The sequence below is a fragment of the Bosea vestrisii genome (assembly GCF_030144325.1).
GTDB classification, from domain to species: domain Bacteria; phylum Pseudomonadota; class Alphaproteobacteria; order Rhizobiales; family Beijerinckiaceae; genus Allobosea; species Allobosea vestrisii_A.
Map to the genome: position 1 here is coordinate 3,707,183 of NZ_CP126307.1, position 21,403 is coordinate 3,728,585.

The 21,403-nt window shown below is 69.7% G+C and carries 22 protein-coding genes and 1 riboswitch; of the genes, 6 read left to right on the top strand and 16 right to left on the bottom strand.

All coding sequences use genetic code 11. The annotated features are described in order from the left end of the window. Window positions 1–55 precede the first annotated feature (55 nt). The gene (locus tag QO058_RS18345) at window positions 56–1,252 is read left to right on the top strand and encodes an MFS transporter (protein WP_284167704.1); all 1,197 of its coding nucleotides are present in this window, start codon (window positions 56–58) and stop codon (window positions 1,250–1,252) included. Here the strand turns inward: QO058_RS18345 and bluB are convergent. From bluB to cbiE, 5 genes are read right to left on the bottom strand one after another with little or no spacing between them, the layout of a single operon-like run. Beyond that, complete coding sequence (bluB, locus tag QO058_RS18350) at window positions 1,249–1,881, bottom strand: 5,6-dimethylbenzimidazole synthase (protein ID WP_284167705.1); 633 nt, start codon at window positions 1,879–1,881, stop codon at window positions 1,249–1,251. The two genes, QO058_RS18345 and bluB, sit on opposite strands and share 4 nt — an antisense overlap. Further along, window positions 1,878–3,203 (bottom strand): cobyrinate a,c-diamide synthase, encoded by a 1,326-nt coding sequence (locus QO058_RS18355; protein ID WP_284167706.1) that lies wholly within the window; start codon window positions 3,201–3,203, stop codon window positions 1,878–1,880. Before QO058_RS18355 ends, bluB begins: the two co-directional genes overlap by 4 nt. Further along, the gene (gene cobM, locus QO058_RS18360; protein WP_284167707.1) at window positions 3,200–3,967 is read right to left on the bottom strand and encodes a precorrin-4 C(11)-methyltransferase; all 768 of its coding nucleotides are present in this window, start codon (window positions 3,965–3,967) and stop codon (window positions 3,200–3,202) included. Before cobM ends, QO058_RS18355 begins: the two co-directional genes overlap by 4 nt. After that, complete coding sequence (locus QO058_RS18365; protein ID WP_284167708.1) at window positions 3,964–4,350, bottom strand: cobalamin biosynthesis protein; 387 nt, start codon at window positions 4,348–4,350, stop codon at window positions 3,964–3,966. The genes cobM and QO058_RS18365 overlap by 4 nt, the downstream gene beginning before the upstream one ends. After that, window positions 4,347–5,597, bottom strand: coding sequence for a precorrin-6y C5,15-methyltransferase (decarboxylating) subunit CbiE (gene cbiE / locus QO058_RS18370; RefSeq protein ID WP_284167709.1), 1,251 nt, complete (start codon window positions 5,595–5,597; stop codon window positions 4,347–4,349). The genes QO058_RS18365 and cbiE overlap by 4 nt, the downstream gene beginning before the upstream one ends. Between cbiE and QO058_RS18375 the strand changes: the two genes are divergently transcribed. Then, window positions 5,596–6,357 carry a cobalt-precorrin-6A reductase gene (locus QO058_RS18375; RefSeq protein ID WP_284167710.1) on the top strand — a complete coding sequence of 254 codons (762 nt, stop codon included), beginning with the start codon at window positions 5,596–5,598 and terminating at the stop codon, window positions 6,355–6,357. The two genes, cbiE and QO058_RS18375, sit on opposite strands and share 2 nt — an antisense overlap. On the opposite strand, the gene cobJ is transcribed toward QO058_RS18375, so the two are convergent. The 9 genes from cobJ to QO058_RS18420 form a co-directional block, all read right to left on the bottom strand. Continuing rightward, window positions 6,300–7,091: a precorrin-3B C(17)-methyltransferase gene (cobJ, locus tag QO058_RS18380; RefSeq protein WP_284167711.1), complete on the bottom strand. Its 792-nt coding sequence runs from the start codon at window positions 7,089–7,091 to the stop codon at window positions 6,300–6,302. The genes QO058_RS18375 and cobJ overlap by 58 nt on opposite strands. Next, window positions 7,088–7,831, bottom strand: a complete 744-nt coding sequence (locus QO058_RS18385) for a precorrin-2 C(20)-methyltransferase (RefSeq protein WP_284167712.1) — start codon at window positions 7,829–7,831, stop codon at window positions 7,088–7,090. The genes cobJ and QO058_RS18385 overlap by 4 nt, the downstream gene beginning before the upstream one ends. A 5-nt stretch (window positions 7,832–7,836) precedes the next feature. Then, entirely contained in the window at window positions 7,837–8,469 is a 633-nt protein-coding gene (locus QO058_RS18390) for a precorrin-8X methylmutase (protein WP_284167713.1), read from the bottom strand. Between the two features lie 17 nt (window positions 8,470–8,486). Further along, window positions 8,487–9,770: a precorrin-3B synthase gene (gene cobG / locus QO058_RS18395; RefSeq protein ID WP_284167714.1), complete on the bottom strand. Its 1,284-nt coding sequence runs from the start codon at window positions 9,768–9,770 to the stop codon at window positions 8,487–8,489. Next, window positions 9,767–13,054, bottom strand: a complete 3,288-nt coding sequence (cobN, locus tag QO058_RS18400) for a cobaltochelatase subunit CobN (RefSeq protein WP_432211952.1) — start codon at window positions 13,052–13,054, stop codon at window positions 9,767–9,769. The genes cobG and cobN overlap by 4 nt, the downstream gene beginning before the upstream one ends. A gap of 363 nt (window positions 13,055–13,417) precedes the next feature. Further along, a complete protein-coding gene (gene cobW / locus QO058_RS18405; protein ID WP_284167716.1) occupies window positions 13,418–14,467 on the bottom strand; it encodes a cobalamin biosynthesis protein CobW in 1,050 nt (349 codons plus the stop codon). Further along, window positions 14,464–14,889: a DUF1636 domain-containing protein gene (locus QO058_RS18410; protein ID WP_284167717.1), complete on the bottom strand. Its 426-nt coding sequence runs from the start codon at window positions 14,887–14,889 to the stop codon at window positions 14,464–14,466. The genes cobW and QO058_RS18410 overlap by 4 nt, the downstream gene beginning before the upstream one ends. A gap of 49 nt (window positions 14,890–14,938) precedes the next feature. Beyond that, window positions 14,939–15,694, bottom strand: coding sequence for a CbtA family protein (locus QO058_RS18415; RefSeq protein WP_284167718.1), 756 nt, complete (start codon window positions 15,692–15,694; stop codon window positions 14,939–14,941). 10 nt (window positions 15,695–15,704) lie between these two features. Continuing rightward, complete coding sequence (locus QO058_RS18420) at window positions 15,705–15,878, bottom strand: CbtB domain-containing protein (protein WP_284167719.1); 174 nt, start codon at window positions 15,876–15,878, stop codon at window positions 15,705–15,707. Between the two features lie 35 nt (window positions 15,879–15,913). Next, window positions 15,914–16,095: riboswitch (cobalamin riboswitch) on the bottom strand. 86 nt (window positions 16,096–16,181) lie between these two features. Here QO058_RS18420 and cobU point away from each other — a divergent pair. Next, window positions 16,182–16,694, top strand: a complete 513-nt coding sequence (gene cobU, locus QO058_RS18425; protein WP_284167720.1) for a bifunctional adenosylcobinamide kinase/adenosylcobinamide-phosphate guanylyltransferase — start codon at window positions 16,182–16,184, stop codon at window positions 16,692–16,694. Between the two features lie 12 nt (window positions 16,695–16,706). Beyond that, window positions 16,707–17,318 (top strand): cob(I)yrinic acid a,c-diamide adenosyltransferase, encoded by a 612-nt coding sequence (gene cobO / locus QO058_RS18430; protein WP_284167721.1) that lies wholly within the window; start codon window positions 16,707–16,709, stop codon window positions 17,316–17,318. Here the strand turns inward: cobO and cbiB are convergent. Further along, window positions 17,315–18,295, bottom strand: a complete 981-nt coding sequence (gene cbiB, locus QO058_RS18435; protein ID WP_284167722.1) for an adenosylcobinamide-phosphate synthase CbiB — start codon at window positions 18,293–18,295, stop codon at window positions 17,315–17,317. The two genes, cobO and cbiB, sit on opposite strands and share 4 nt — an antisense overlap. Between cbiB and cobD the strand changes: the two genes are divergently transcribed. Continuing rightward, window positions 18,294–19,298, top strand: a complete 1,005-nt coding sequence (cobD, locus tag QO058_RS18440) for a threonine-phosphate decarboxylase CobD (RefSeq protein WP_284167723.1) — start codon at window positions 18,294–18,296, stop codon at window positions 19,296–19,298. The genes cbiB and cobD overlap by 2 nt on opposite strands. A gap of 105 nt (window positions 19,299–19,403) precedes the next feature. Then, on the top strand, window positions 19,404–20,375 hold the full coding sequence (locus QO058_RS18445) for a D-2-hydroxyacid dehydrogenase (RefSeq protein WP_284167724.1): 972 nt from the start codon (window positions 19,404–19,406) through the stop codon (window positions 20,373–20,375). Between the two features lie 7 nt (window positions 20,376–20,382). Here QO058_RS18445 and QO058_RS18450 read toward each other — a convergent pair whose 3' ends face one another. After that, entirely contained in the window at window positions 20,383–21,348 is a 966-nt protein-coding gene (locus QO058_RS18450) for an alpha/beta fold hydrolase (RefSeq protein ID WP_284167725.1), read from the bottom strand. Window positions 21,349–21,403: the final 55 nt, after the last annotated feature.

Genomic DNA, 21,403 nt, shown 5'->3' on the forward strand with positions numbered 1-21,403 from the left:
GAGGAGTGGCCATGACCGACCGCAAAGTCCCGACCATCATCGCGAGACCTCGTTCATGACGACGATCACGGCGGAACCAGCCAGCAGGACCGATTGGCTTGCCGTGACGGTCGTCGTCGCCGGCGGCATTGTCGCGGCGCTGCAGGTCGGCAAGGCTGCGATCGCGATGCCGCTGGTCCAGGCCGAGTTCGGGCTCGACCTTGCGACGCTCGGCTGGCTCGCCTCGATCTTCGCCGTGCTCGGCATGGTCGGCGGCATCCCGGTCGGCACGCTCGCTATCGGCCTCGGCGCGCGGCGCGTCCTCCTCTTCGGCCTGCTCGCGGTTGCGGTCGGCGCCTTCCTGGGCTCGGCGGCGCCGCGCTTTCCGATGCTGCTGGCGTCGCGCGTGCTCGAAGGCTTTGGCTTCCTGCTGATCACCATCGCCGGACCGGCCATTCTCCAGCGCGTCGCCAGCCCTGCGCAGCGCGACATCGCCATGGCACTGTGGAGCTGCTTCATGCCGACCGGTATCGCGCTCGCCATGCTCGCCGGGCTCTGGCTCACCGACTGGCGCATGATCTGGCAGGTCACCGGCGCTCTTGCCGTCGCCGCCATCGCGCTCACCTTGCTCGCCGTGCCGCAGGTCGGCGGCGGCGGACGCACCTCCCTTGCAGCACTGGCAGGCGATGCCGGCGCGGTGCTGAGCGCGCGCGGCCCGCTGCTGCTCGCACTCACCTTTGCGCTTTACGCTCTGATGTTCTTTGCCCTGTTCAGCTTCCTCCCGGTGCTGCTGATGCAGCGCATGCAGGTCTCGCTCGCAACCGCTGGCGTGCTCGGTGCCCTCGCCAGCGCCGTCAACATCATCGGTAACCTCGCCGCCGGTATGCTGCTGGCGCGCGGTGTCTCGCGCATCGGCCTGATCGTCTTTGCCAGCCTGGTGATGGGGCTGTCCGCGCTCGGCATCTTCCTCGGCCTCCTGCCGGATTCCGCGACCTTCCTGCTGTGCGTGCTGTTCTCGATGGTCGGCGGGATCATCCCCGCGACATTGCTATCTTCCGCGCCGGTGCTGGCGCCGACGGCGGCGCTGACCCCTGTCGTCGTCGGCCTGCTGATGCAGGGCAGCAATCTCGGCCAGGTCGTCGGGCCGGTCGCCATCGGCGGTGTCATCGAGGCGTTGGGCTGGCCTTCGGCGGCCGGGCTGGTCGGCGGCGCTGCGGTGCTCGCCATCCTGACGGCATTCGGCTTGCGCGGCGCACTTAGCCGGGCAGGCTAGCTGCGCCCGGCGAGCCGCGGATCGCTCTCCCAGCCGGCGCGGACGAGCTCCGGCACCTCATGCTCTTCCTCGGGATAGCCGAGGCAGAGATAGCCGATCAGCTTCCACTCGGACGGGGCGCCAACGATGTCGGCGATCTCGGCGGGGTCGAGGATCGAGACCCAGCCGAGGCCGAGCCCGTGGGCGCGGGCGGCGAGCCAGAACTGCGTGATCGCGGCGACGACCGAATAATCCAGCATCTCCGGCATGGTCTGCCGGCCGAGGCCGTGGCCCTGGGCGGTGCCACGGTCGCAGAACACCGCGAACTGCAGGGGCGCCTCGCGCAGGCCTTCGAGTTTGAGGCGGGCATAGAGCGCGGCGCGCTCGCCCTCATAGTCGGCCAGCGCTTGCGCATTGCAGCGCGAAAAGCTTGCCTGCACGGCGGCGCGCTGACCGGGATCGTCGACTCTCAGCCAGCGCCAGGGCTGCGAATAGCCGACGGATGGCGAAAGCTGCATCAGATCGAGCAGCTTCGCCAGCAGCTCTTCCGGTACCGGCTCGCGCCTGAAGCGCCGGACATCGCGGCGCCAGGCGAGGAGCTCGCCGAGCTTGTCCTGGAAGCCGTCGTCGAAGATCGGCGGCAAGCTCACGTTCCTTCCCGCACCGCTATCGCGTGGAAGAAGGAGCCGGAGGTCAGGCCGCGGCGGCTGCCGTCCGGAGCTGGGGCCGAGCCATGCGGGTCCGTGACCACAGCGAAGGGCGGATCCTCGCCCTGCGAGATCACCGTCGCGTAGTGGAATTCGTGCCCGCTCAAGCCTTCACCGGCACGGCCGAGCGGCCCGTCGGCGATCAGAACCGCATTGCGGTAGCCGAGATTCATCTTCCGCTTGGCGAAGCTGGTCTCGACCGAGAGCAGCCCGGCCATGGCATGGCTGACACCCTCGGCATCGATCAGGCTCTGGCCCAGCACCATGTAGCCACCGCACTCGCCATGGACCGGGCGGGTCCGGGCGAAGTCGCGCAGTCCGCCGAGAAAGCGCGACGCGCCGGCGAGTCGGCCGGCATGCAATTCGGGATAGCCGCCCGGCAGCCAGCAGGCATCGCAGGCCTCTGGTGGCGGCTCGTCGGCGAGCGGCGAGAACGGTACGAGTTCGGTCCCCAGTGCCCGCCAACCCGCCTCGACATGCGGGTAGACGAAGCTGAAGGCGGCGTCGCGGGCGATGGCGAGGCGCCTGCCCGGCACAGGCAGCGGGATCGTCGGATATGTGGAAATCGGCAAAGCGGTCGCGCCGGCAGCTGCGATGACGGCGTCGAGGTCGATCGCGGCCGCGAGGGCGTCGGCCAGTGCATCAAGGCGCTGGTGCAGGTCCTCGGTCTCGCCGGCCTGGACAAGGCCGAGATGGCGCTCGGGCAGGATCAGGCTCGCCTCGCGCGGCAACGCGCCGAACACGGGCAGGCCGATCTTCTCCATGCCCGCAGCGGCGAGGCGGCGGTGGCGCTCGCTCGCGACCTTGTTGAGGATCACGCCGGCGACGCGGATGCGCTTGTCGTAGAGCATGCAGCCGAGCGCGACCGCTCCCGCCGATTGCGCCTGGCCGGAGACGTCGATGACCAGCACCACCGGCCAGCCTAGCAGCGCTGCGATGTCGGCGCCCGTGCCGGTATGGCCATCGGGACCGGGCACGCCGTCGAACAGCCCCATCGAGCCTTCGGCGATGATGATGTCTGCCGCCCCGGCCGCCTCATTGGCGATCTGGCCGAGCAGCACATCCGGCATCGCATAGCTGTCGAGATTGGCGCTGGGCGCCCCGGTCGCGGCGGCGTGGAAGGCCGGGTCGATATAATCAGGCCCGCATTTCAGCCCACGCACCTTGAGGCCGCGCTGGGAGAGCGCCCGCTGCAGTCCGAGCGTGACCGTGGTCTTGCCCGAGCCGGAGCGCGGTGCGGCGATGAGCAGGCCTCTGGCGGTCATTCCTGGCCTCCGCGCGGTCGGAAGCGCCGGTCATAGCCGGTGGAGTACAGCGCGCTTTCGCTGAAGTCGGCACTCGCCAGCGCCGGACCGACCAGAATCAGCGCCGTTCGCTCCAGCTCTGCCGCCCGCACCCGATCAGCGATGTCGGCAAGTCGCCCGCGCAGGATGCGTTCCTCAGGCCAGGAGGCGCGGAAGACGATCGCGACCGGGCAGTCCGCGCCGTAGAAGGGCGTCAGCTCGCTAGCGACCTGCTCGATGACATGGATAGAGAGATGGATTGCGAGAGTCGCGCCGGAGGCTGCGAAAGTCGCGAGCGTCTCTTTCTCCGGCATTGCCGAGGCACGGCCGGAGGTGCGCGTCAGTACCAGCGATTGCGCGACGCCGGGCAGCGTCAGTTCGCGCTTGAGCGCCGCCGCCGCGGCGGCGAAGGCCGGCACGCCCGGGGTGATCTCATAGGGGATGCCGAGCTGGTCGAGCCGGCGCATCTGCTCGCCGGTCGCGCTCCAGATCGAGATGTCGCCGGAATGCAGCCGGGCGACGTCCTTGCCCTCGGCATTAGCGGCCTCGATCTCGGCGATGATCGCGTCGAGGTCGAGCGGGGCGGTGTCGACGACGCGCGCGCTCGGCGGGCACCAGCCGAGCATCGCCTTGGGGATCAGCGAGCCCGCATAGAGGCAGACCGGGCAGGCGCCGATCAGCTCGCGGCCGCGCAGGGTGATGAGATCGACCGCGCCGGGGCCAGCACCGATGAAATGAACGGTCACGCGGCGCCCCGGGCAAGGGCGCAAGTGACGCGGGCGGTGGCGATGCGCGGCTGGATCAGGATGGCGCCCGGCCCGGCAGCAGCCAGCGCCGCTGCCTCGGCCACCGAGCCGACGCCGTAGAGGCCGGAAATTCTTGTCGAGCGGGTGGCGCAGGCGGCCTCGAAGCCGGCGAGTGCTTCGTCGGGGATAGCGACGAGAGTGAGATCATGCGCCTGCGCGACTGCGGCCAAGCCCGGCTCGTCCTGGCGCGAGGCCAGGGTTGCGAGGCGGCCTATTGCATCCGCCGGCAGGCCGGCGACGGCCAGGGTCTGTGTCAGGCAGGCCTCGATATCAGCCTCCGACGTGCCCGGGCGCAGCCCGATGCCGGCGGTGATGCCGCTCACGGCTTCACCACGCGCCATTGCGTCACCGCCATCGCGGCGCGCCAGCCATGCATCGTCCCGATTGGGTCGAGATGCGCGACGCCGATGCGGCGTAAGGCTCCGCCATGGGCCGAGAACAGCGCGGCGAGCCTGGCTTCACCCTCGATCGTCACGGCATTGGCGACCAGTCGCCCGCGCGGCTTCAGCGCAGCGAAGGCGGCTTCGAAGACGCCGGGATCGGTCAGCCCGCCGCCGATGAAGACCGCGTCCGGCGAGGCCTTGCCGGCGAAGCTCTCGGGTGCCTTGCCCTCGACGACCTCGAGCGGCGGCGCGCCGAGCGCGAGGCGGTTGCGGGCGATGCGGGCGGCGCGCTCCGGCCGCTCCTCGAAGGCGATTGCCCGGTTGTGGCGATGGCGCAGGCTCCATTCGATGCCGACCGAGCCCGAGCCGGCGCCGACATCCCAGAGCAGTTCGCCGGCGCGCGGCGCCAGCGCCGACAGCGTGATCGCCCGGATATCGGCCTTGGTGAGCTGGCCGTCATGCTCGAACCAGTCGTCGGAGAGCCCGGTCGCCAGCGGCAATATGCGGGCATCACGGCTGGCGACCACCTCGATCGCCAGCAGGTTGAGCGGCACGATGCCGTCGAGCGCGAACGCGTCGGCGCGGGCCTCGCGGATGCGCTCGTTCGGGCCGCCGATCGTTTCCAGCACGGTGATCGAACACTCGCCGAAGCCGCGCGCGCTCATCAACTGGGCGACGGCGAGCGGCGTCGAATCATCCCAGGACAGCGCCAGAACCCGCGCGCCCGGCTGGAGAAAAGGGATGATCCTCTGAAGGGCGCGGCCATGCAGCGAGACCAGACCGCATTCCTCCTGCGGCCAGCGCATCCGCGTGCAGGCCATCGAGAAGGAGGAGAGCTGCGGAATGACCCGCATCTCCGCGGCCGGCACCGCCTTGGTCAGCCCGGCGCCGATGCCGTAATGGAACGGGTCGCTGGTCGCGAGCACGCAGACATTGCGGCCTTTCTCGGCCAGAATCGCCGGCAGCGCGTTGCGGAAGGGCTGCGGCCACGGCCTGGCTTCACCGGGCACATCACCGATCAGCTTGAGATGGCGCTCACCGCCGAAGACGATCTCGGCGCCTTCCAGCGCGGCCACTGCTTCGGCGCAGAGGCCGGAGCGGCCATCCTCGCCGAGCCCGACCAGCGACAGCCAGGGGCCGGGTGGCGTGCTCGACAGTTTGGTCGTTTCAGGCGAAAACTGTTCCATGACGGTCCTCATCCTCGGCGGCACCAGCGAAGCGGCTGCACTCGATCAGCTCCTGGCTGAACAGGCACCCGAGATTCGCGCCGTGATCTCGCTCGCAGGTCATACCTCCGACCCGCGCCCTCTGTCCTTGCCGACCCGCACCGGCGGTTTCGGCGGCATCGCCGGTCTCAGGCAATATCTCCTCGACGAGGGCGTCGTCGCCGTCATCGACGCGACCCACCCCTTCGCCGCGATCATGCCTTATCATGCCGAAGCGGCGTGCAAGGCGGAAGGCGTGCCGCTGCTGGCGATCAGGCGCGAATCCTGGAAGCCGCAGAACGGCGATCGCTGGAAATGCGTGCCCGACATCGACGCTGCCGTCGAGGCGCTCGGCGACGAACGGCGCCGGGTCTTCCTGACCATCGGCCGGCTCGAACTGCCTCACTTTTTCGCCGCCCCGCAGCACGAATATCTGATCCGCGTGATCGAGCCGGTCGGCGATCTGCCTTTGCCGCATGCCAAGGTCCTGCAGCAGCGCGGGCCGTTCGAGGCCGATGCCGAAGAGAAGCTGATGCGGGAGGAAGGCACCGAGGTCCTCGTCAGCAAGAACGCCGGCGGACCGATGACGCTCGGCAAGCTGGTTGCGGCGCGTCGGCTCGGGCTTCCGGTGGTGATGGTCGAGCGGCCGCCCAAGCCGGAGGTCGAGACTGTCGAGCATATCGATCAGGTCCTGCCCTGGCTGGTGACGCAGGGGCTCTTCGTCACCGAGCGCGGCGTATAGACGATCGGGCTCTCGCCCTCGCGGGCGATCAATCGTGTCGCGCTGGCGCCAATCATCACCAAAGTCGCCATGTCGGCGCTCTCAGCTGCCGCAATGGCCTCGGCCAGCGTCAGGATGCGCAGGCTCTCGTCGGGGCGCCCGATGGCGCGGGCGAAGATCACGGGCGTCTCGGCCGTACGGATCGTCGCCGCCAGCTCCAGCGTCTTGCCGAGCTGCCAAGGCCGCGCCTTCGAGATCGGGTTGTAGAGCGAGATCACGAAATCGGCTGATAGCGCCGCGGTAAGCCGGGCGGTTACGACCTCCCAGGGCTTGAGATTGTCCGAGAGCGAGATCGCGCAGAAATCGCCGCCGAGCGGCGCACCCGCCTTGGCCGCGGCCGCCAGCATGGCGGTGATACCGGGCTCGACGGTGATCTGAAGCTTGCGCCACGCAGGCGCACCCGCTTCAAGCGCCTCGAACACCGCCGCGGCCATGGCGAAGACGCCGGGATCTCCGCCGGAAACGACCGCAACCGCCTTGCCTTCCGCCGCCAGCATCAGCGCATGCCGGGCGCGCTCGATCTCGACGCGGTTGTCGGAGGCATGCTTGGTCTGGCCCTCACGCGCCGGCACGCGATCGAGATAGGGACCGTAGCCGACGAGATCGCTGGCGGCCTCGAGCGCGGCCAACGCCGAGGGCGTGAGATAACGCGCCTCGCCGGGTCCGAGGCCGATGATGGCGAGCGAGCCGCTCACAACCGACGCCCTTCGCCGGGGACGAGGATCATCGAGAAATAGGGCGCCTCGTCATCGGGCTTCTCGGCAAGGCGGGTCACCACCTGCCCGGCCATGGTGGCGCGCTCGACATAGATGGCGCGGTTGAACAGCCCTGCCGCCTGCAGCGCGCGGCGCACCTTGGGCAGGTTGCGGCCGAGCTTCATGATCACGGCTGCGTCGGTATCCGCTAGGCGGCGCGTCAATTCGCCCTCGGCGAGCGTGCCCGGCACCACCGTCATCACATCGTCGCCCCAGCTGATCGGGGCCTCGGCGCGGGCCCAGGCGCCGGCCATGCCGGTAACGCCCGGCACCACCTCGGTCGGGAAGCGATGGGCGAGGCGGCGCCACAGATGCATGAAGGAGCCGTAGAAGAACGGATCGCCGTCGCAGAGCACGGCGACGCTGCGGCCGGCCGCCATCTCGCCGGCGAGCTGCTCGGCGGCTTCGTCGTAGAAGGCGGCGATCGGGCCAGTATAGCCCTCGTCTTCGACTGGCACCTCGATCGTCACCGGGAAGGCGAGCTCGATCTCGCGGGCCGGATCCGGCGCGATGATCGCATCGGCCGTGACACGGGCATTGCCACGCCGGCCGCGCTTGCAGAAGTGAACCAGCCGGTCCGTCTTCAGGATGATGTCGCGAGCGCGCACGGTCATGTAGTCGGGATCGCCGGGGCCGAGGCCGACGCCGTAGAGCAGGGTGCGGGGCGCTTCGTTGCTCACGCCGCTCACTCCTTCACCTGCGCCAGCGCATTGACGGCCGCCGCCGCCATGGCTGAGCCGCCGCGCCGTCCATGCACGACGAGGAAGGGCACGCGGCCGTCCTGCGCCAGTGCTTCCTTCGATTCCGCCGCGCCGACGAAGCCAACGGGAATGCCGATCACGGCGGCCGGCTTCGGCGCGCCCTCGTCGAGCATGTCGAGCAGGCGGAACAGCGAGGTTGGCGCGTTGCCGATGACGACGACGGAGCCGGCAAGGTGCGGGCGCCACAGCTCCATCGCCGCGGCCGAGCGCGTAGTACCCATCCCTTCGGCGAGCTTCGGCACGGACGGATCGGGAAGCGTGCAGACCACCTCGTTCTTCGCCGGCAGGCGCGCGCGGGTGATGCCGTCGGCAACCATGCGCGCATCGCACAGGATCGGCGCGCCATCAGCCAGCGCCGCCGCGGCGGCCTCGGCGAAATCCGGCGACATCACCACGTCCCTGGGCAGGTCGGTCATGCCGCAGGCGTGAATCATCCTGACCACCACGCGCTCGGCTGTGCCTTCGAAGCGCGACAGGTCGGATTCGGCCCGGATGATGGCGAAGGAGCGCTCATAGATCGCGGCTCCGTCGCGGATATAGGCGTGACGCGTGTTCAAACTCGAAAGACCTGCTTCTAGTGGCGCGCCACTTCCAGGCGCGCGCGGATGTCCTGACCCGGTTCGAGGCGGCGCACAAGTTCTCCCAGCGAAAGATGGGCGATGGCAGCATCACGGGCGCCGCCCGCGACGATCACGTCGTAGCGCCCGTCGCGGCCGACCAGCGTGAGACCGGCACTGCCGGAATGCGCGCAGGACTTGGTGCAGCCGGAAACGTGCAGCGAAAGCCCACCCGTCAACAGCGGCGCAAGCGTGCCCGCCAGTACAGCGGCATCGGCCTGCGCCGGCGCCTCGCCGCGTGCGCAGGCCGGGGCACCGGCGCAGGCCGAGACCGAAAGGCGCGGGTCGTCCAGCTCGACGACGAGGCCCTCGCTTCGAAGCGTGTCGTATAGAGTGTTCGCCGTGTCAGCCGGGAGGCCGCAGAAGGCGAGGCCGCGCCAGGGCGACAATCTGATCTCGCGAACGCCGGCATCGCGGCCGAGTGCGCCAAGCCGGTGCAAGCCGTCCGCATCCGTCCGGCCGAAGGGCAATCCGGCCAGCACGGCGAACCGGCTATCCCGTTCGGCAATGCGGCCGACGGGAACGGCTTTTGGCCGAGCTATCGGCGCCGTCGTCGGCATCAGCCCGCACGAAGCGGCCAGGGTGGCCAACTCATCCGGATCGAGATCGCTCATCCGGCGGATTCGGTCGGAGCTTCGACAGCTCGCAGCGACAAAGCTGCCGAGCAACCGCGCCGTGAGCGCCGGCACCCCATCCGGCGCAACCGGTCCGAACCAGAGGTCGCCTGGCAACCCGAATGCGACCATCTCTGCCGCGACGGCGCGCAGTCTGAGATCGCTAGCGAAGCCATCGAGCGCCAGAGCCCCGCCGCCATCCACGGCGATCGAGAATTTTGCCGGCAGGCCGGCGACTCTGCGCCCTGAATGCTCGACAGCCGCAGCCAGTGCGTTGGTGTCGATCAGCTCGTCCGCCGCCCGGCCGGCAAGCGGCGAGGCGAGCGTGAGCCGGTTCGGACCGTCGCCATCGGCCTCATCGACGAGGCCTGCCGCCAGCAGATCATCGACCAGCGCCGGATGCGCCTCCTCGCGGATGCCGCGCAGCTGCAGATTGCCGCGGCCGGATATCTCGATCTGGCCGTTGCCGTGGCGACTGGCGAGTTCGGCGATATGAACGAGCTGGTCAGGCGTCAGCGCATTGCGCGGCGGATGCAGGCGCACGAGCAAACCGTCGCCGGTCAGCATCGGTCGCAAGGTGCCCGGGCACCAGCCGCGCCGCATCGTCTCGCGGGCCGGGGCGCTCATTCGGCAGCCTCCTTTCCGGAGAGCATCGCCGCCGAGTTGGATCGGCTCTTCCAGAGCCCGCGTTTCTGCGCCCCGGCGAGGCGGGAGCGGATCGAGGCGGCGGCCGGCGCATTCACCTTTTCCAGCGCCTGCCAGATGGCTGGATCGCCGCAATAGGCCTGGAAGACAGCGTCGAACAGGCCGTCCGAGACGGCATCTGTAGCAGCCGCATAGACGAAGAGCGCATCGATCGCCTCCGCCAGCTCAGCCGCGCCGCGCCAGCCATGGGCGAGATGGCTCGCGATCCATTGGGGATGGCAGAGCCGGCCATGGACGATGCGCGAGACGTCCTCGGCCAGCGTGCGAGCCCTCGGCTTTTCGGGGTCGGAGGTATCGAGGCTGTAGAGCGCCGCCTTGCCGCCTTCAGCCTGCACCGCCGCAACGAAGCCGCCGATCACATCGGCGGCGCTGGTCGCTTCGAGGATGTCGCGCCCGGCCGTGTCGCTGACATGGACGAAGGCCTGAGCCTCGGCGACGCGGACGGCGAAGCTTTCATCGGGCAACGCAGCACCGTCCGGCCCGCCATAGGCATGGCTGGTGGCGGCAAGATAGGCGTCGCCGAGCTCGGCGCGCGCCTGCCAGTCGCCATCGAGCGCTCGGTCGGCCATGGCAGCGCCATAGCGCCCGGGTGCGGCGCCGAAGATGCGGGCGCCTGTCTCGCCGCGGCGGTGGGCGGCCGCCGGCTCGTTCCACTCGTCCGGTTCGTCGAGCGCGGCGACGGCGCGCGCGGCTGAATCGAGCAGTGCGATCTGCGCCGGAAAGGTGTCGCGGAAGGCGCCGGAGATGCGGATGGTGACGTCGGCGCGTGGCGCGGCGAGCTTGGCCTGCGGGATGACCGAGAAGCCCGTGACGCGGGTCGAGCCATGATCCCAAAGCGGTTCGACCCCCATCAGGTGCAGGGCGTGGGCGATGTCCTCGCCGCCCGAGCGCAGCGTCGGCGAGGCCCAGAGGTCCATCACAATCCGGCGTGGATAGTCGCCCTCGTCCTGGAGATGCCTAGCGATGACGGCCTCGGCCGCCCTGGCACCGAGCTTGGCGGCCGAGCGGGTCGGCAAGGCGCGCGGATCGAGTGTCGAGAGATTGCGCCCGCTCGGCAGCACGTCGGGCCGGCCGCGATGCGGCGCGCCGGCCGGGCCGGGCGGCACGAAGCCGGCATCGAGCGCCTTCAGCAGGTTGCGGCGCTCGTTCTCGGCGGAGGCTGGGTCGGCCTCGGAGGAGCCGAAGACATGCAGCCCGTCGCGAAAAGCGGTCTCGGCGAGGTCGCAGAGATGGGCGTCGAGCGCGGCGAGCGCGCTCGACATGTCCTGATCGGGCGTGACGCCGCTGGCTGCGGCGAGGCCGCTCGCCTGTGCCCGCTCGAGAATCTCGCGTGCGACCAGTTCGGCCCGGCGCGGATCGAGCACCTGCGCCTGCGAATACTCCTCCACGAGATCGCGTAGCAGCGCCGCCTCGCCGGCGGCGTCATGGCTCGCCAGCGGCGGCGGCAGATGGCCGAGCGTCAGGGCCGAGAGCCGGCGCTTGGCCGGCGCGGCCTCGCCGGGGTCGTCGACGACATAGGGGTAGATCAGTGGCAGAGCGCCGATCGCGAGCCGCGGCCAGCAGGCAGCCGAGAGCGCCACCGCCTTGCCGGGCAGCCATTCGGTCGTGCCATGCGTGCCGAGATGGATCAGCGCATCGGTGCGCAGCACCTCGCGCAGGCCGAGATAGAAGGCGAGATAGGCATGGCCCGGCGGCGCGTCGGGATCGTGATAGCGCGCCTTGCGATCGGGCGAGGCGTCGCGCGGCGGCTGCAGGGCGATGGCGAGCTTGCCGAAGCGCACGAGCCGGAAGTGGAAGAACTCGCCGTCGCAGGCGGGGTCGGCTTCGGGTTGGCCGTGGCTCGCGAGCAGGGTTTCGCGCGCGTCAGCCGGGATGGCGGCGAGCCAGGCGCGGTAGCTGGCGACCGGGACGGCGAAGTTGGCGGGACCGTCGATGAGGGCCTGCATGACGCCCGCGCCGCTTGGCTTGGCGTTGTCAGATGCAGCGGGACCGACATCATAGCCCGCCTCGTCCAGCAACTCCCGGATCGCCAGCGCGCTCGCCGGCGTGTCGAGGCCGACGGCGAAGCCGGCGCGGCCGCCGCGGGCCGGATAGTCCGACATCACCAGCGCAAGCCGGCGCTCGGCCCGTGCCTTGCGGCCGAGCGCGACCCAGTTCGCGGCAAGATCGGCGAGCGCGGCGATACCGTCTACATCGGGCGTCAATCGCCGCAGCCCCAGGCCCGTTGCCGGATCGGCGATCTCGTCCTTGAAAGCGACAGGGATCGCGCCGAGTCGGCCGTCGAACTCCGGCAGAGCCGCTTGCATGGCAAGGTCAGCGGCCGATAGCCCGCGCGGCGATTCCGCCCAGGCTTCGCGGGCGCTGCCGACGGGCACGGCCTGCAGGATCGGGCAGTTGGCCGCATCGAGCACGAAGCCGTCGCCATCGCGAGCCGAGAAGGCGGTGGTGGTGACGATCAGCGCTGGCTTGCGTGTCGCAATCAGGGCGGCGAGCTCGCTGGCGACGCTTTCGTCCTTGAGACTGGTCAGCGCGAGCGGCAGGGGAGCGAGGCCACGCCCGGCAAGGGCCGCCGCGATCGCCTCGACCATCGCCGTGTCGCCGGCGGCGACGCCGGAGCGGTAGACGAGGATCGGGACGAGCGGTGCGTCTACCGGCAGGGCGGCGAGCGCCTCGCGCCAGGGCACAGGTGTAGCGTTCGTTCCGAGGGCGAAGAGTGTGGGGAGTAGGACAGGGACGAGATCGCGCTGACCCTCATCCCCCTGCCGGGACCTTCTCCCCCGAGGGGAGAAGGAGACGGAGGCGGCCGCTTCGCCTTTCGCTAGCTCACCCTTCTCCCCTCGGGAGAGAAGGTGGCCAGGCGAAGCCGGGTCGGATGAGGGCAGCGCTGCAAGATAACCGCCCACCCGCCGGAGCAGCCGCCGCATGTTCTGCGCACCGCCACCCGCATGGAAATAGCCGAGCAGGTCAGCCGCGAACGCGGGCGGCATCGTACCATAGCCGGCGAGCCGCTCATCCTCGCGGTCGTCGCCGGGCAGTACCACCAGCGCCACGCCGTGCTGCCGGCAGGCGCTGGCGATCTGCTCGACTCCGTAGCGGAGATAGTCGAGCCCGCCGAGGCAGCGCAGCAATACGAAGCGCGAGCCGGCAAGCGTCTTCTCGATCAGCAGGTCGATCGAGAGTGGGTGCCTGAAGCGCCGGAGCGGCACGAGGCGAAGCGCAAAGCCTTCACCGTCGTGCCCGGCCTTGTGGCGCGGGAACCCCTCCCCCTCGTGGGGAGGGGTAGGGGTAGGGGGCGACCGACCGGGCGAGCGCTCGCCAAGCTGAACGCCCCCATCCCCATACCCTTCCCCACGAGGGGGAAGGGAGGCGCCTGCGTCGGCAACCGCTCGCCTGACGAAGACGTGGATGGTCGGGACAGGCCCGACCATGACGAATAGGCCGCCGCCAGGGCCGAGAGGTCGCTGTCGCTGAAGGAAAGGACGACGAGGTCTCCTGGCGGCAGAGCGAGGTCGACGGCGTCTTCGCCGTCGTCGAGCCTCACCTCGCTGGTCGGGAGAAGGTGCATCGCATCAGCCTGCCAGCGCAGCCTCCACGGCGGCGCGGTCGAAGCCCTTGAGGCCGATCACCACGAGCCGGCCGTCGCGGGCCTCGTCGGCGCCCCAGGCGCGGTCGTAGTGATGGCCGACACGCCGGCCGACGCCCTGCACCACGAGCCGCATCGGCTTGCCGGGGATGCCGGCAAAACCCTTGAGGCGCAGCACACCCTCGGCTTCGGCCGCCTTGGCGACGCGGGCGACGAGCTCTTCCGGCGAGCCTGCCTGCGGCAGCGGCAGCGCGACGCTGTCGAAATCGTCATGGTCGTGGTCTTCGCCCTCGCCGTGGTGCGAGGGGCGTCCTGCGAGATCGGCCTCGGCCGCGGCCCCAAGGCCGATGATCAGCGCTGGCTCGACCTTGCCATTGATGGTCTCGACCACCTTGATCGCCTTGGGCAGATGCTGGGCGATCTCGGCCTTGACCCGCTCGCGCCCGGCCGCGTCGAGGATATCGCTCTTGTTGAGCAGGATCAGGTCGGCACAGAGGATCTGGTCCTCGAACACCTCCTCCAGCGGATTGTCGTGGTCGACGGCCTGGTCCTGCGCCGCCTGCGCCTTCAGCGCTTCGGGATCGTCGGCGAACTGGCCCTCGGCCACCGCCGGTCCGTCGACCACGGCGATGACGCCGTCGACGGTGACTCTGCTGCGGATCGCCGGCCAGTTGAAGGCCTTGACCAGCGGCTTCGGCAGCGCAAGGCCCGAGGTCTCGATCAGGATGTGCTGCGGCGGATTCGGCCGGTTCAAAAGCTTCTCCAGCGCCGGCACGAAATCATCGGCGACGGTGCAGCAGATGCAGCCATTCGGCAGTTCGACGATGTCGTCCTGCGTGCAGCCTTCGATGCCGCAGCCGGCGATGAACGAGCCGTCGAAGCCGAGATCGCCGAACTCGTTGACCAGCACGGCGAGGCGCTTGCCGCCGGCGTTCTCGAGCAGATGGCGAACGAGCGTGGTCTTACCGGCGCCGAGGAAGCCGGTGATGATCGTGCACGGCACCTTGCCGAGCGCGGGGTTCTGCGGAGCGTTCATTGATCTGATCCTTGCTGGCGCGGCAGAGGGGGCACGCGCGCGACCACGCCCTTGCGGAACGAGACGGGTCTTTCCTTCCAGGGAACGATGCCGTTGGCGCTGGCGGCAAAGCTTTCCGCCGCGCCGACGATCTCGTCGAGATGAAGACCGGCGTCGAGATCGCCGATCAGATAGGTCCATTTGCCGTCGGCCGCGAGCGCGATCGTGCAGGGCCGCTTGCAGACAGCCAGGCACTCGACCGGCACGACGGCGATGCCGCTGCCGGCCATGCGTTCGGAGAGCGCCGCCGCGAGCGCGATGCCGGGCTGGTCATAGCCTTCCGGCAGGTCCTCGCGCTGGCGCCGGCAGACGGTGCAGACATGGATCGTGCAGCCCGGCTCTTGCCGGGCTTCCGTCGCGAGGGCGAGATCGCCTTCGAGCATCAGAACGCCTCCTTGGCGGACGCGGCTTCCTAGAGAGCCGTGCGAGGCGTCAGGCCGCCGCTGTCGCGGCGCTGCGGCGCGCAAGCCAGGGCCAGAGCACGCCGACGGCAAAACCGGTGGCGAGCCAGAGCGCGGCCTGGATGGCGAGCGAGAGCGCGGCGAAATGGGCGGCGATCTCGGCCGGCACCTTGCTTTCCGGTGCGGCCGGATGCGGCGCACCGATCAGATGCGGCAGCAGCAGCGCCAGCACGGCGAGCGCCCGGGCCCAGGAGGCCTCGACGCGCAGGAAGACGAAGAGCGCGCCGGCGGTGACCACGGCCGTCAGCAGCCACCAGAGCTGGCGCTGGTGGAGCTCCGCCGCGGCGGAGCCCGGCAGCTCAGGCGCTAGTCCCATCGCCGGAGCGAGCCCGAAGGCAAGGAAGCCGCAGATGGCCCAGGCCAACGTCCGGCGCTGGTCGATCGGCTCGTTCGCGGCGATCATTCCGGCGAGCAGCAGCGCGGCAAAGCCGATCGCGGTCGCGATCGTCACCAGGCTGGTGAAGGCGGTGCGCTGCAAGCCATCCTGCGGCTTCCATTCGTGCTCGCCGGTGTGTTCCGCGCCGGCTTTCGGGTCGTTATGGGCGAGAATGATGCGGGCGTCGCCAGTGAAGGCGGCCTGCATCGGTGCGCCCTGCGAGCGCAGCGCCGCCTCATAGGTCTCGGCCTTGAGGATCAGCGGGGTGGTGGTGACGTGCTGGAGCGCCGAGATCAGCAGTCCAGCCAAGAACCCGGCCAGGATGCTGACCGTGAGAACACGCGTGACCATGTGCTTTCCCTCAATGGCAGGGGAAGGCGAGGCCGTGACGGGTGTCGTGCGCCGCGTTGTGGATATTGGACGAGGCGGCGAAGCCGACGGTGTAGATCAGCACGAAGCCGAGGATCAGCGCGGCGGCGACGGCTTTCGCCCGTTCCGAAGCGCTTGTCTGGCTGGTGACGGTTGCGGTGTTCATTGGCTCACTCCTGGCCACCCCACCGGCAGCCTGCTGGACGACATCGGATGACGGCAGGTCTCCTGGCTCACGGCTTGATGTCCTGCGCCGCCTTCCCGGTTGAAAACCAGTGGCCGATGGCGCGGAACTCGCCGCTTACAGTTGCGGGGGCAGCCGCGGTCCTTCACCGCGTTCCCTTTTCACCTCGTTGCCGAGGCACCGTCAGCAACGATCATTAGCCATCCGGCGGGCACTGTGCAATGCAATCCCCGTCATTCCCGGCGGAGCGCGGCGCAAGCCGACGCATGACGCGGAGACTGCACCATGACCCTTCCACCGCTCACCCTCGTCCTCGGCGGTGCCCGTTCCGGCAAGAGCCGCCATGCCGAGGCGCTGATCGAGGCGCTGCCGGGCCCCTGGACCTATATCGCCACGGCCCAAGCCTATGATGACGAGATGCGCGCCCGAATCGCCGAGCATCGCGCCCGCCGCTCCCGCGACTGGCAGACGGTCGATGCGCCGGTCGCGCTGCCCGAGGCGATCCGCAATGCTCGGTCCGGGCCGCCCATCCTCGTCGACTGCCTGACGCTCTGGCTGACCAATCTCCTGCTCGCCGAGCGCGACATCGCGATCGCGACCGGCGAACTCATTGCCGCCTGCCGCGAGGCGGAGGGGCCGGTGGTGCTGGTCTCCAACGAGGTCGGCCTCGGCATCGTGCCCGACAATGCGCTCGCCCGCCGCTTCCGCGACGAGGCCGGCCGGCTGCATCAGCGGCTTGCGGCGCAGGCGGGGCGCGTGGTCTTCATGGTCGCCGGATTGCCGATGCAGGTGAAATAAAAGAGCGACGTGATGACGGATGAGACCGAGGACGCCGCCCGCCACAAGGCGAAGATGGCAAAGCGCAAGGCGGTGCAGGACGCCGAGGTCGCCGGCAAGACGCTGGAAAAGGGCTTGCTGATCGTCAACACCGGCCCTGGCAAGGGCAAGTCGACCGCCGCCTTCGGCCTGATCCTGCGCGCGCTCGGCCATGGCTGGCGCATCGGCGTCGTGCAGTTCATCAAGGGGGCCTGGTCGACCGGCGAGCGCAAGGCGCTGGAGGCCTTCGGCGACCAGATCTCCTGGCATTCGATGGGCGAGGGCTTCACCTGGGAGACGCAGGACAAGGCCCGCGATATCGCCGCCGCGACCCGCGCCTTCGACAAGGCGAAGGAGTTGATGGCGGACGGCAGCATCCGGCTGGTGGTGCTCGACGAGCTCAACATCGCCCTGCGCTACGACTATCTGCCGCTCGCCGAGGTCGTGGCGGCGCTGCAGGCCCGCCGCCCTGATCTGCACATCGTCGTCACCGGCCGCAACGCCAAGCCGGAACTGATCGAGGCGGCCGACCTCGTTACCGAGATGACGCTGGTGAAGCACCATTTCGCCGCCGGCGTGAAGGCGCAGCAGGGGATCGAGTTCTAGAGGGCGAGCGCAGCCAGGCTTCCGGCTGCCGCCAGCCCCCAGAGCAGCAGGCAGGCGCGCCGGTAGAGGCCCAGTGCCCGCCGGATATCGGCCGCCGTAGCCTCCGCTCTGCCATCGCTCATCCAGCCGTCCTCGACCCTGACCGCGCCATAGACGCGCGGGCCGGCGAGCCGAAGCCCGAGCGCACCGGCCATCGCAGCCTCCGGCCAGCCGGCATTGGGCGAGCGGTGGCGACCGGCATCGCGGCGCACGGCGCGCCAGGCGGCGCCGGCATTGGCCTCACGGTCGAACGTCGCGGCGGCGATCACCAGCAAAGCAGTCAGGCGCGAGGCCGGCAGGTTGACGAGATCGTCGAGCCGCGCCGCCGCCCAGCCGAAGGCGAGATGCCGCGATGATCTATGGCCGATCATCGAATCGGCGGTGTTGATCGCCTTGTAGAGCGCGCCGCCCGGCAGGCCGCCTGCGCCGAGCCAGAAGGCCGGGGCGACGATCCCGTCGGAAAAGTTCTCGGCCAGGCTCTCGATTGCGGCGCGGGCGACGCCGGCTTCGTCAAGGCTCTCCGGGTCGCGGCCGACGATCATCGCGACGGCCTTGCGTCCACCGGCGAGCCCGCCTTGCTCCAGCCCTGCGGCTACAGCAGCGACATGGTCATGCAGGCTGCGCTGCGCCAGCAGCGTCGAGGCCAGCAGCGCCAGCGGCAAGAGGGCGAATGCGCCGGCAAGGCCGCAGAGCGCAACGAGGGCCAATGCGGCGGCCAGCGTCACGCCGAGCAGGATCGATAACGCCGCGATGCCGGCCAGCCGCCGCATCGCGAAGCTCGCCGCCTCGCGGTTCAAGCTCCGGTCGAGCCACGCGATCAGCGCGCCGATCCAGGTGACGGGATGGCCGATCCATGCGAACAGGCGCGCCGGATAGCCGATCGCCGCCTCGATCAGGAGGGCGGCGAAGAGCAGCGGCAGGCTTTCGGAGAGCGACATGGCGGCCGGGGCGATGAAGGAAGCGATCTGGCATGGCGGCGATCTCGCCACGGCCAAGGCGCTGTTTCCGCAGGCGCCCGAACCCTGGATCGATCTCTCGACCGGTATCAACCCGATCCCCTACCCGCTTCCGGAGCTGCCGTTAAGCCTGTGGCAGCGTCTGCCGGGCAAGGCTGAGGAGGCCGCGCTGCTCGCGGCAGCCCGCAAGGCCTACCGCGTTAGGGCGGAAAGCGGTGTTGTCGCGGCGCCCGGCACGCAGGTCCTGATCGAATTGCTGCCACGTCTGGTGCCGGCGGCGCGCGTCGCCGTGCTCGGGCCGACCTATGGCGAGCACGCCCCGGCCTGGCGCAAGGCGGGCGCCGAAGTGCGCGAGATTGCCGATCTCGCCGAAACCGGCGACGCCAATGTCGTCGTGCTGGTCAATCCGAACAATCCAGATGGGCGCATTTTCGCGCAACAGACGCTGGTCGAGCTGGCCGGGGTGCTTGCCGCGCGCGGCGGCCTGCTGGTGGTCGACGAGGCCTTTGCCGACTTCGCGCCTGAGATGAGTCTGCTGCCGACCCTGCCGGATAACGCATTGGTATTGCGCTCCTTCGGCAAGGCCTATGGGCTGGCGGGCCTGAGGCTCGGCTTCGCGGTCGGTGAAGCGCGCTTTACCGATGCACTCCAGGCGATGCTCGGCCCCTGGGCCGTAGCCGGCCCGGCGCTGCATGTCGGGGCTGTTGCGCTCGGCGATGCGGCTTGGCTCTCGACGGCGGCTGACGCCCGCGCCGCCGACAGCAGGCGGCTCGACGCCCTCCTGGCCCCGCATGGCCGGGTCGTCGGTGGCACGGTGCTCTATCGTCTGTTGGAGACGCCGCAGGCGCCGTTCTTGTTCGAGTCGCTCGGCCGGGCCGGAAGCTATGTCCGCCGCTTCCAGCACGATCCCTCGCGCCTGCGCTTCGGCTTGCCAGGGGACGAGGCGGCCTGGGCGCGATTGGCGCAGGCGCTCGCATCGGCTTGAATCCCGCTGCGCGGCTGCCGCAGCCGGCACGTGCGGACGAGTGCGGGACGAAGCGACGCCCCACCGCTATCGTCAGGTGATTCCAGCGATCCGGAGACCAGACACATGCAGCCATGGCCGAAGCAGTCCACCCTGACCATCGGCTTCGGCCATGCGGCTTATCAGTTGCGCGACGAATATCTGGCGCGTAACGGCGGGGCGACGAGCTTCGAGGTCCGCACGGTCGAGGACCTCAAGGCCCGCGCCCATGAGGCCGATGTGCTGGTCGTCTCCGGCCTCTGGCGCAACGAGATGCTGGAGGGCTTGAGCAAGCTGCGCTTCATCCAGTCGATCAGCGCCGGCACCGACCAGTTCGACAAGCCGAGGCTGGCCGAGGCCGGCATCCGGCTTGCCAGCGCCCAGGGCAGCAATGAACGCGCGGTCGCCGAGCATGCGACCTCGCTGATCCTGGCGCTGGCGCGCCAGCTCCATCTCGCCCGCGACAACCAGGCCAGGCGCGTCTGGCGGCCGATGATCGGCGACCGCACCCGCCGCGAGGACGAGCTCGGCGGCCGTACGCTGGTGATCGTCGGGCTCGGCCGCATCGGCCTGCGGCTCGCGGCGATCGTCTCGGCCTTCGGCATGCGCGTGATCGGCGTGCGCCGCCGGCCGGGTTCCGAGCCGAATGTCGAGCGGATCGTGCCGCCGGCGGAATTGCATGGCGCGCTCGCGCAGGCCGATTTTGTCGCGCTGACCTGCCCGCTGACGCCGGAGACCGAAGGACTGATCGATGCCGCCGCGCTCGCCGCGATGAAGCCGTCCGCCAACCTGATCAATGTCGCGCGCGGCCGCGTCGTCGACGAACCCGCGCTGATCGCCGCGCTCGAAACCGGTCGCATCGCTGGCGCCGGCATCGACTGCGTCTACGAGGAGCCGTTGCCGGCTACGTCGCCGCTCTGGGCGATGCCGCAGGTGCTGCTGACGCCGCACAGTGCCGGCGAAACCCGCGCCTATGAGGGCAATGTCGTCGACATCCTGCTCGACAATCTCGGCCGGCTGGAGCGCGGCGAGGCCGCGCTCCAGAACCAGATCGTTTGACGCAAGCTCACGCCTTCAGCTTGCGCCCCAAAAAGTCGCGGATGAGCGCCGCGATCTCCTCACCTTTGTCCTCCAGCGCGAAATGGCCGCTGTCGATCAGGTTGAGCTCGGCTTCGGGCAGGTCGCGCAGGTAGGCGCGGGCCCCTTCCGGCGGGAAGATGAAGTCGTTCTTGCCCCAGGCGATCAGCGTCGGCGGCTTGCGCTCGCGGAAGAAGGCGTGGAACTGCGGGTAGAGCTCGACATTGGTCCGGTAGTCCTTGAACAAATCGAGATGGATCTCGCTGACGCCGGGCCGGTCGATCAGCATCTGGTCGATCAGCCAGCTGTCGGGATCGACCCGGCTCTTGTCGGAAACGCCGTCGAGATATTGCGAGCGTGTCGCCTCCAGCGTCAGCCCACCGCGCATCTTGTCGCGCCCGGCCTGCGTGTCGTCGGCCCAATAGGCCTTCACCGGGATCCAGAAGTCGCGCAAGCCTTCCTCATAGGCGTTGCCGTTCTGGGCGATCAGCGCCGTCACCTGGCCGGGGCGCTTCAGCGCCAGGCGGAAGCCGACGGGCGCGCCGTAATCCATCACATAGAGCGCAAAGCGGTCGATCCTGAGCTCGGTCAGGAACTTGTCGATCAGTTCGGCGAAGCGGGCGAAGCCGTACTTGAAGCTCGCCCGGTCCGGCACGGCGCTGTGGCCGAAGCCGGGATAATCCGGCGCGATCACCCGGTAACGATCCGACAGCGCCGGGATGAGATTGCGGAACATGCGCGAGGAGCTCGGGAAGCCGTGCAGCAAGAGCAGCACCGGCGCATCGGCCGGCCCGGCCTCGCGGTAGAAGAGATCGATGCCATCGATGGTGATGGTGCGGTGATGCGTCGGCCGGGCCTTCTGCTGCGCCTGTGCCGGCGCGGCGAAGGCTCCGCCGGTCGCTGTCGCCGACAGGGCGACAAAGGCGTCGCGGCGGCTGAATGAATCCTGGGTCATCGGAAGGTTCCTCACGGTGGCCAGCAGCGAGCCGGCCGATTTCGTAGGGGCAACA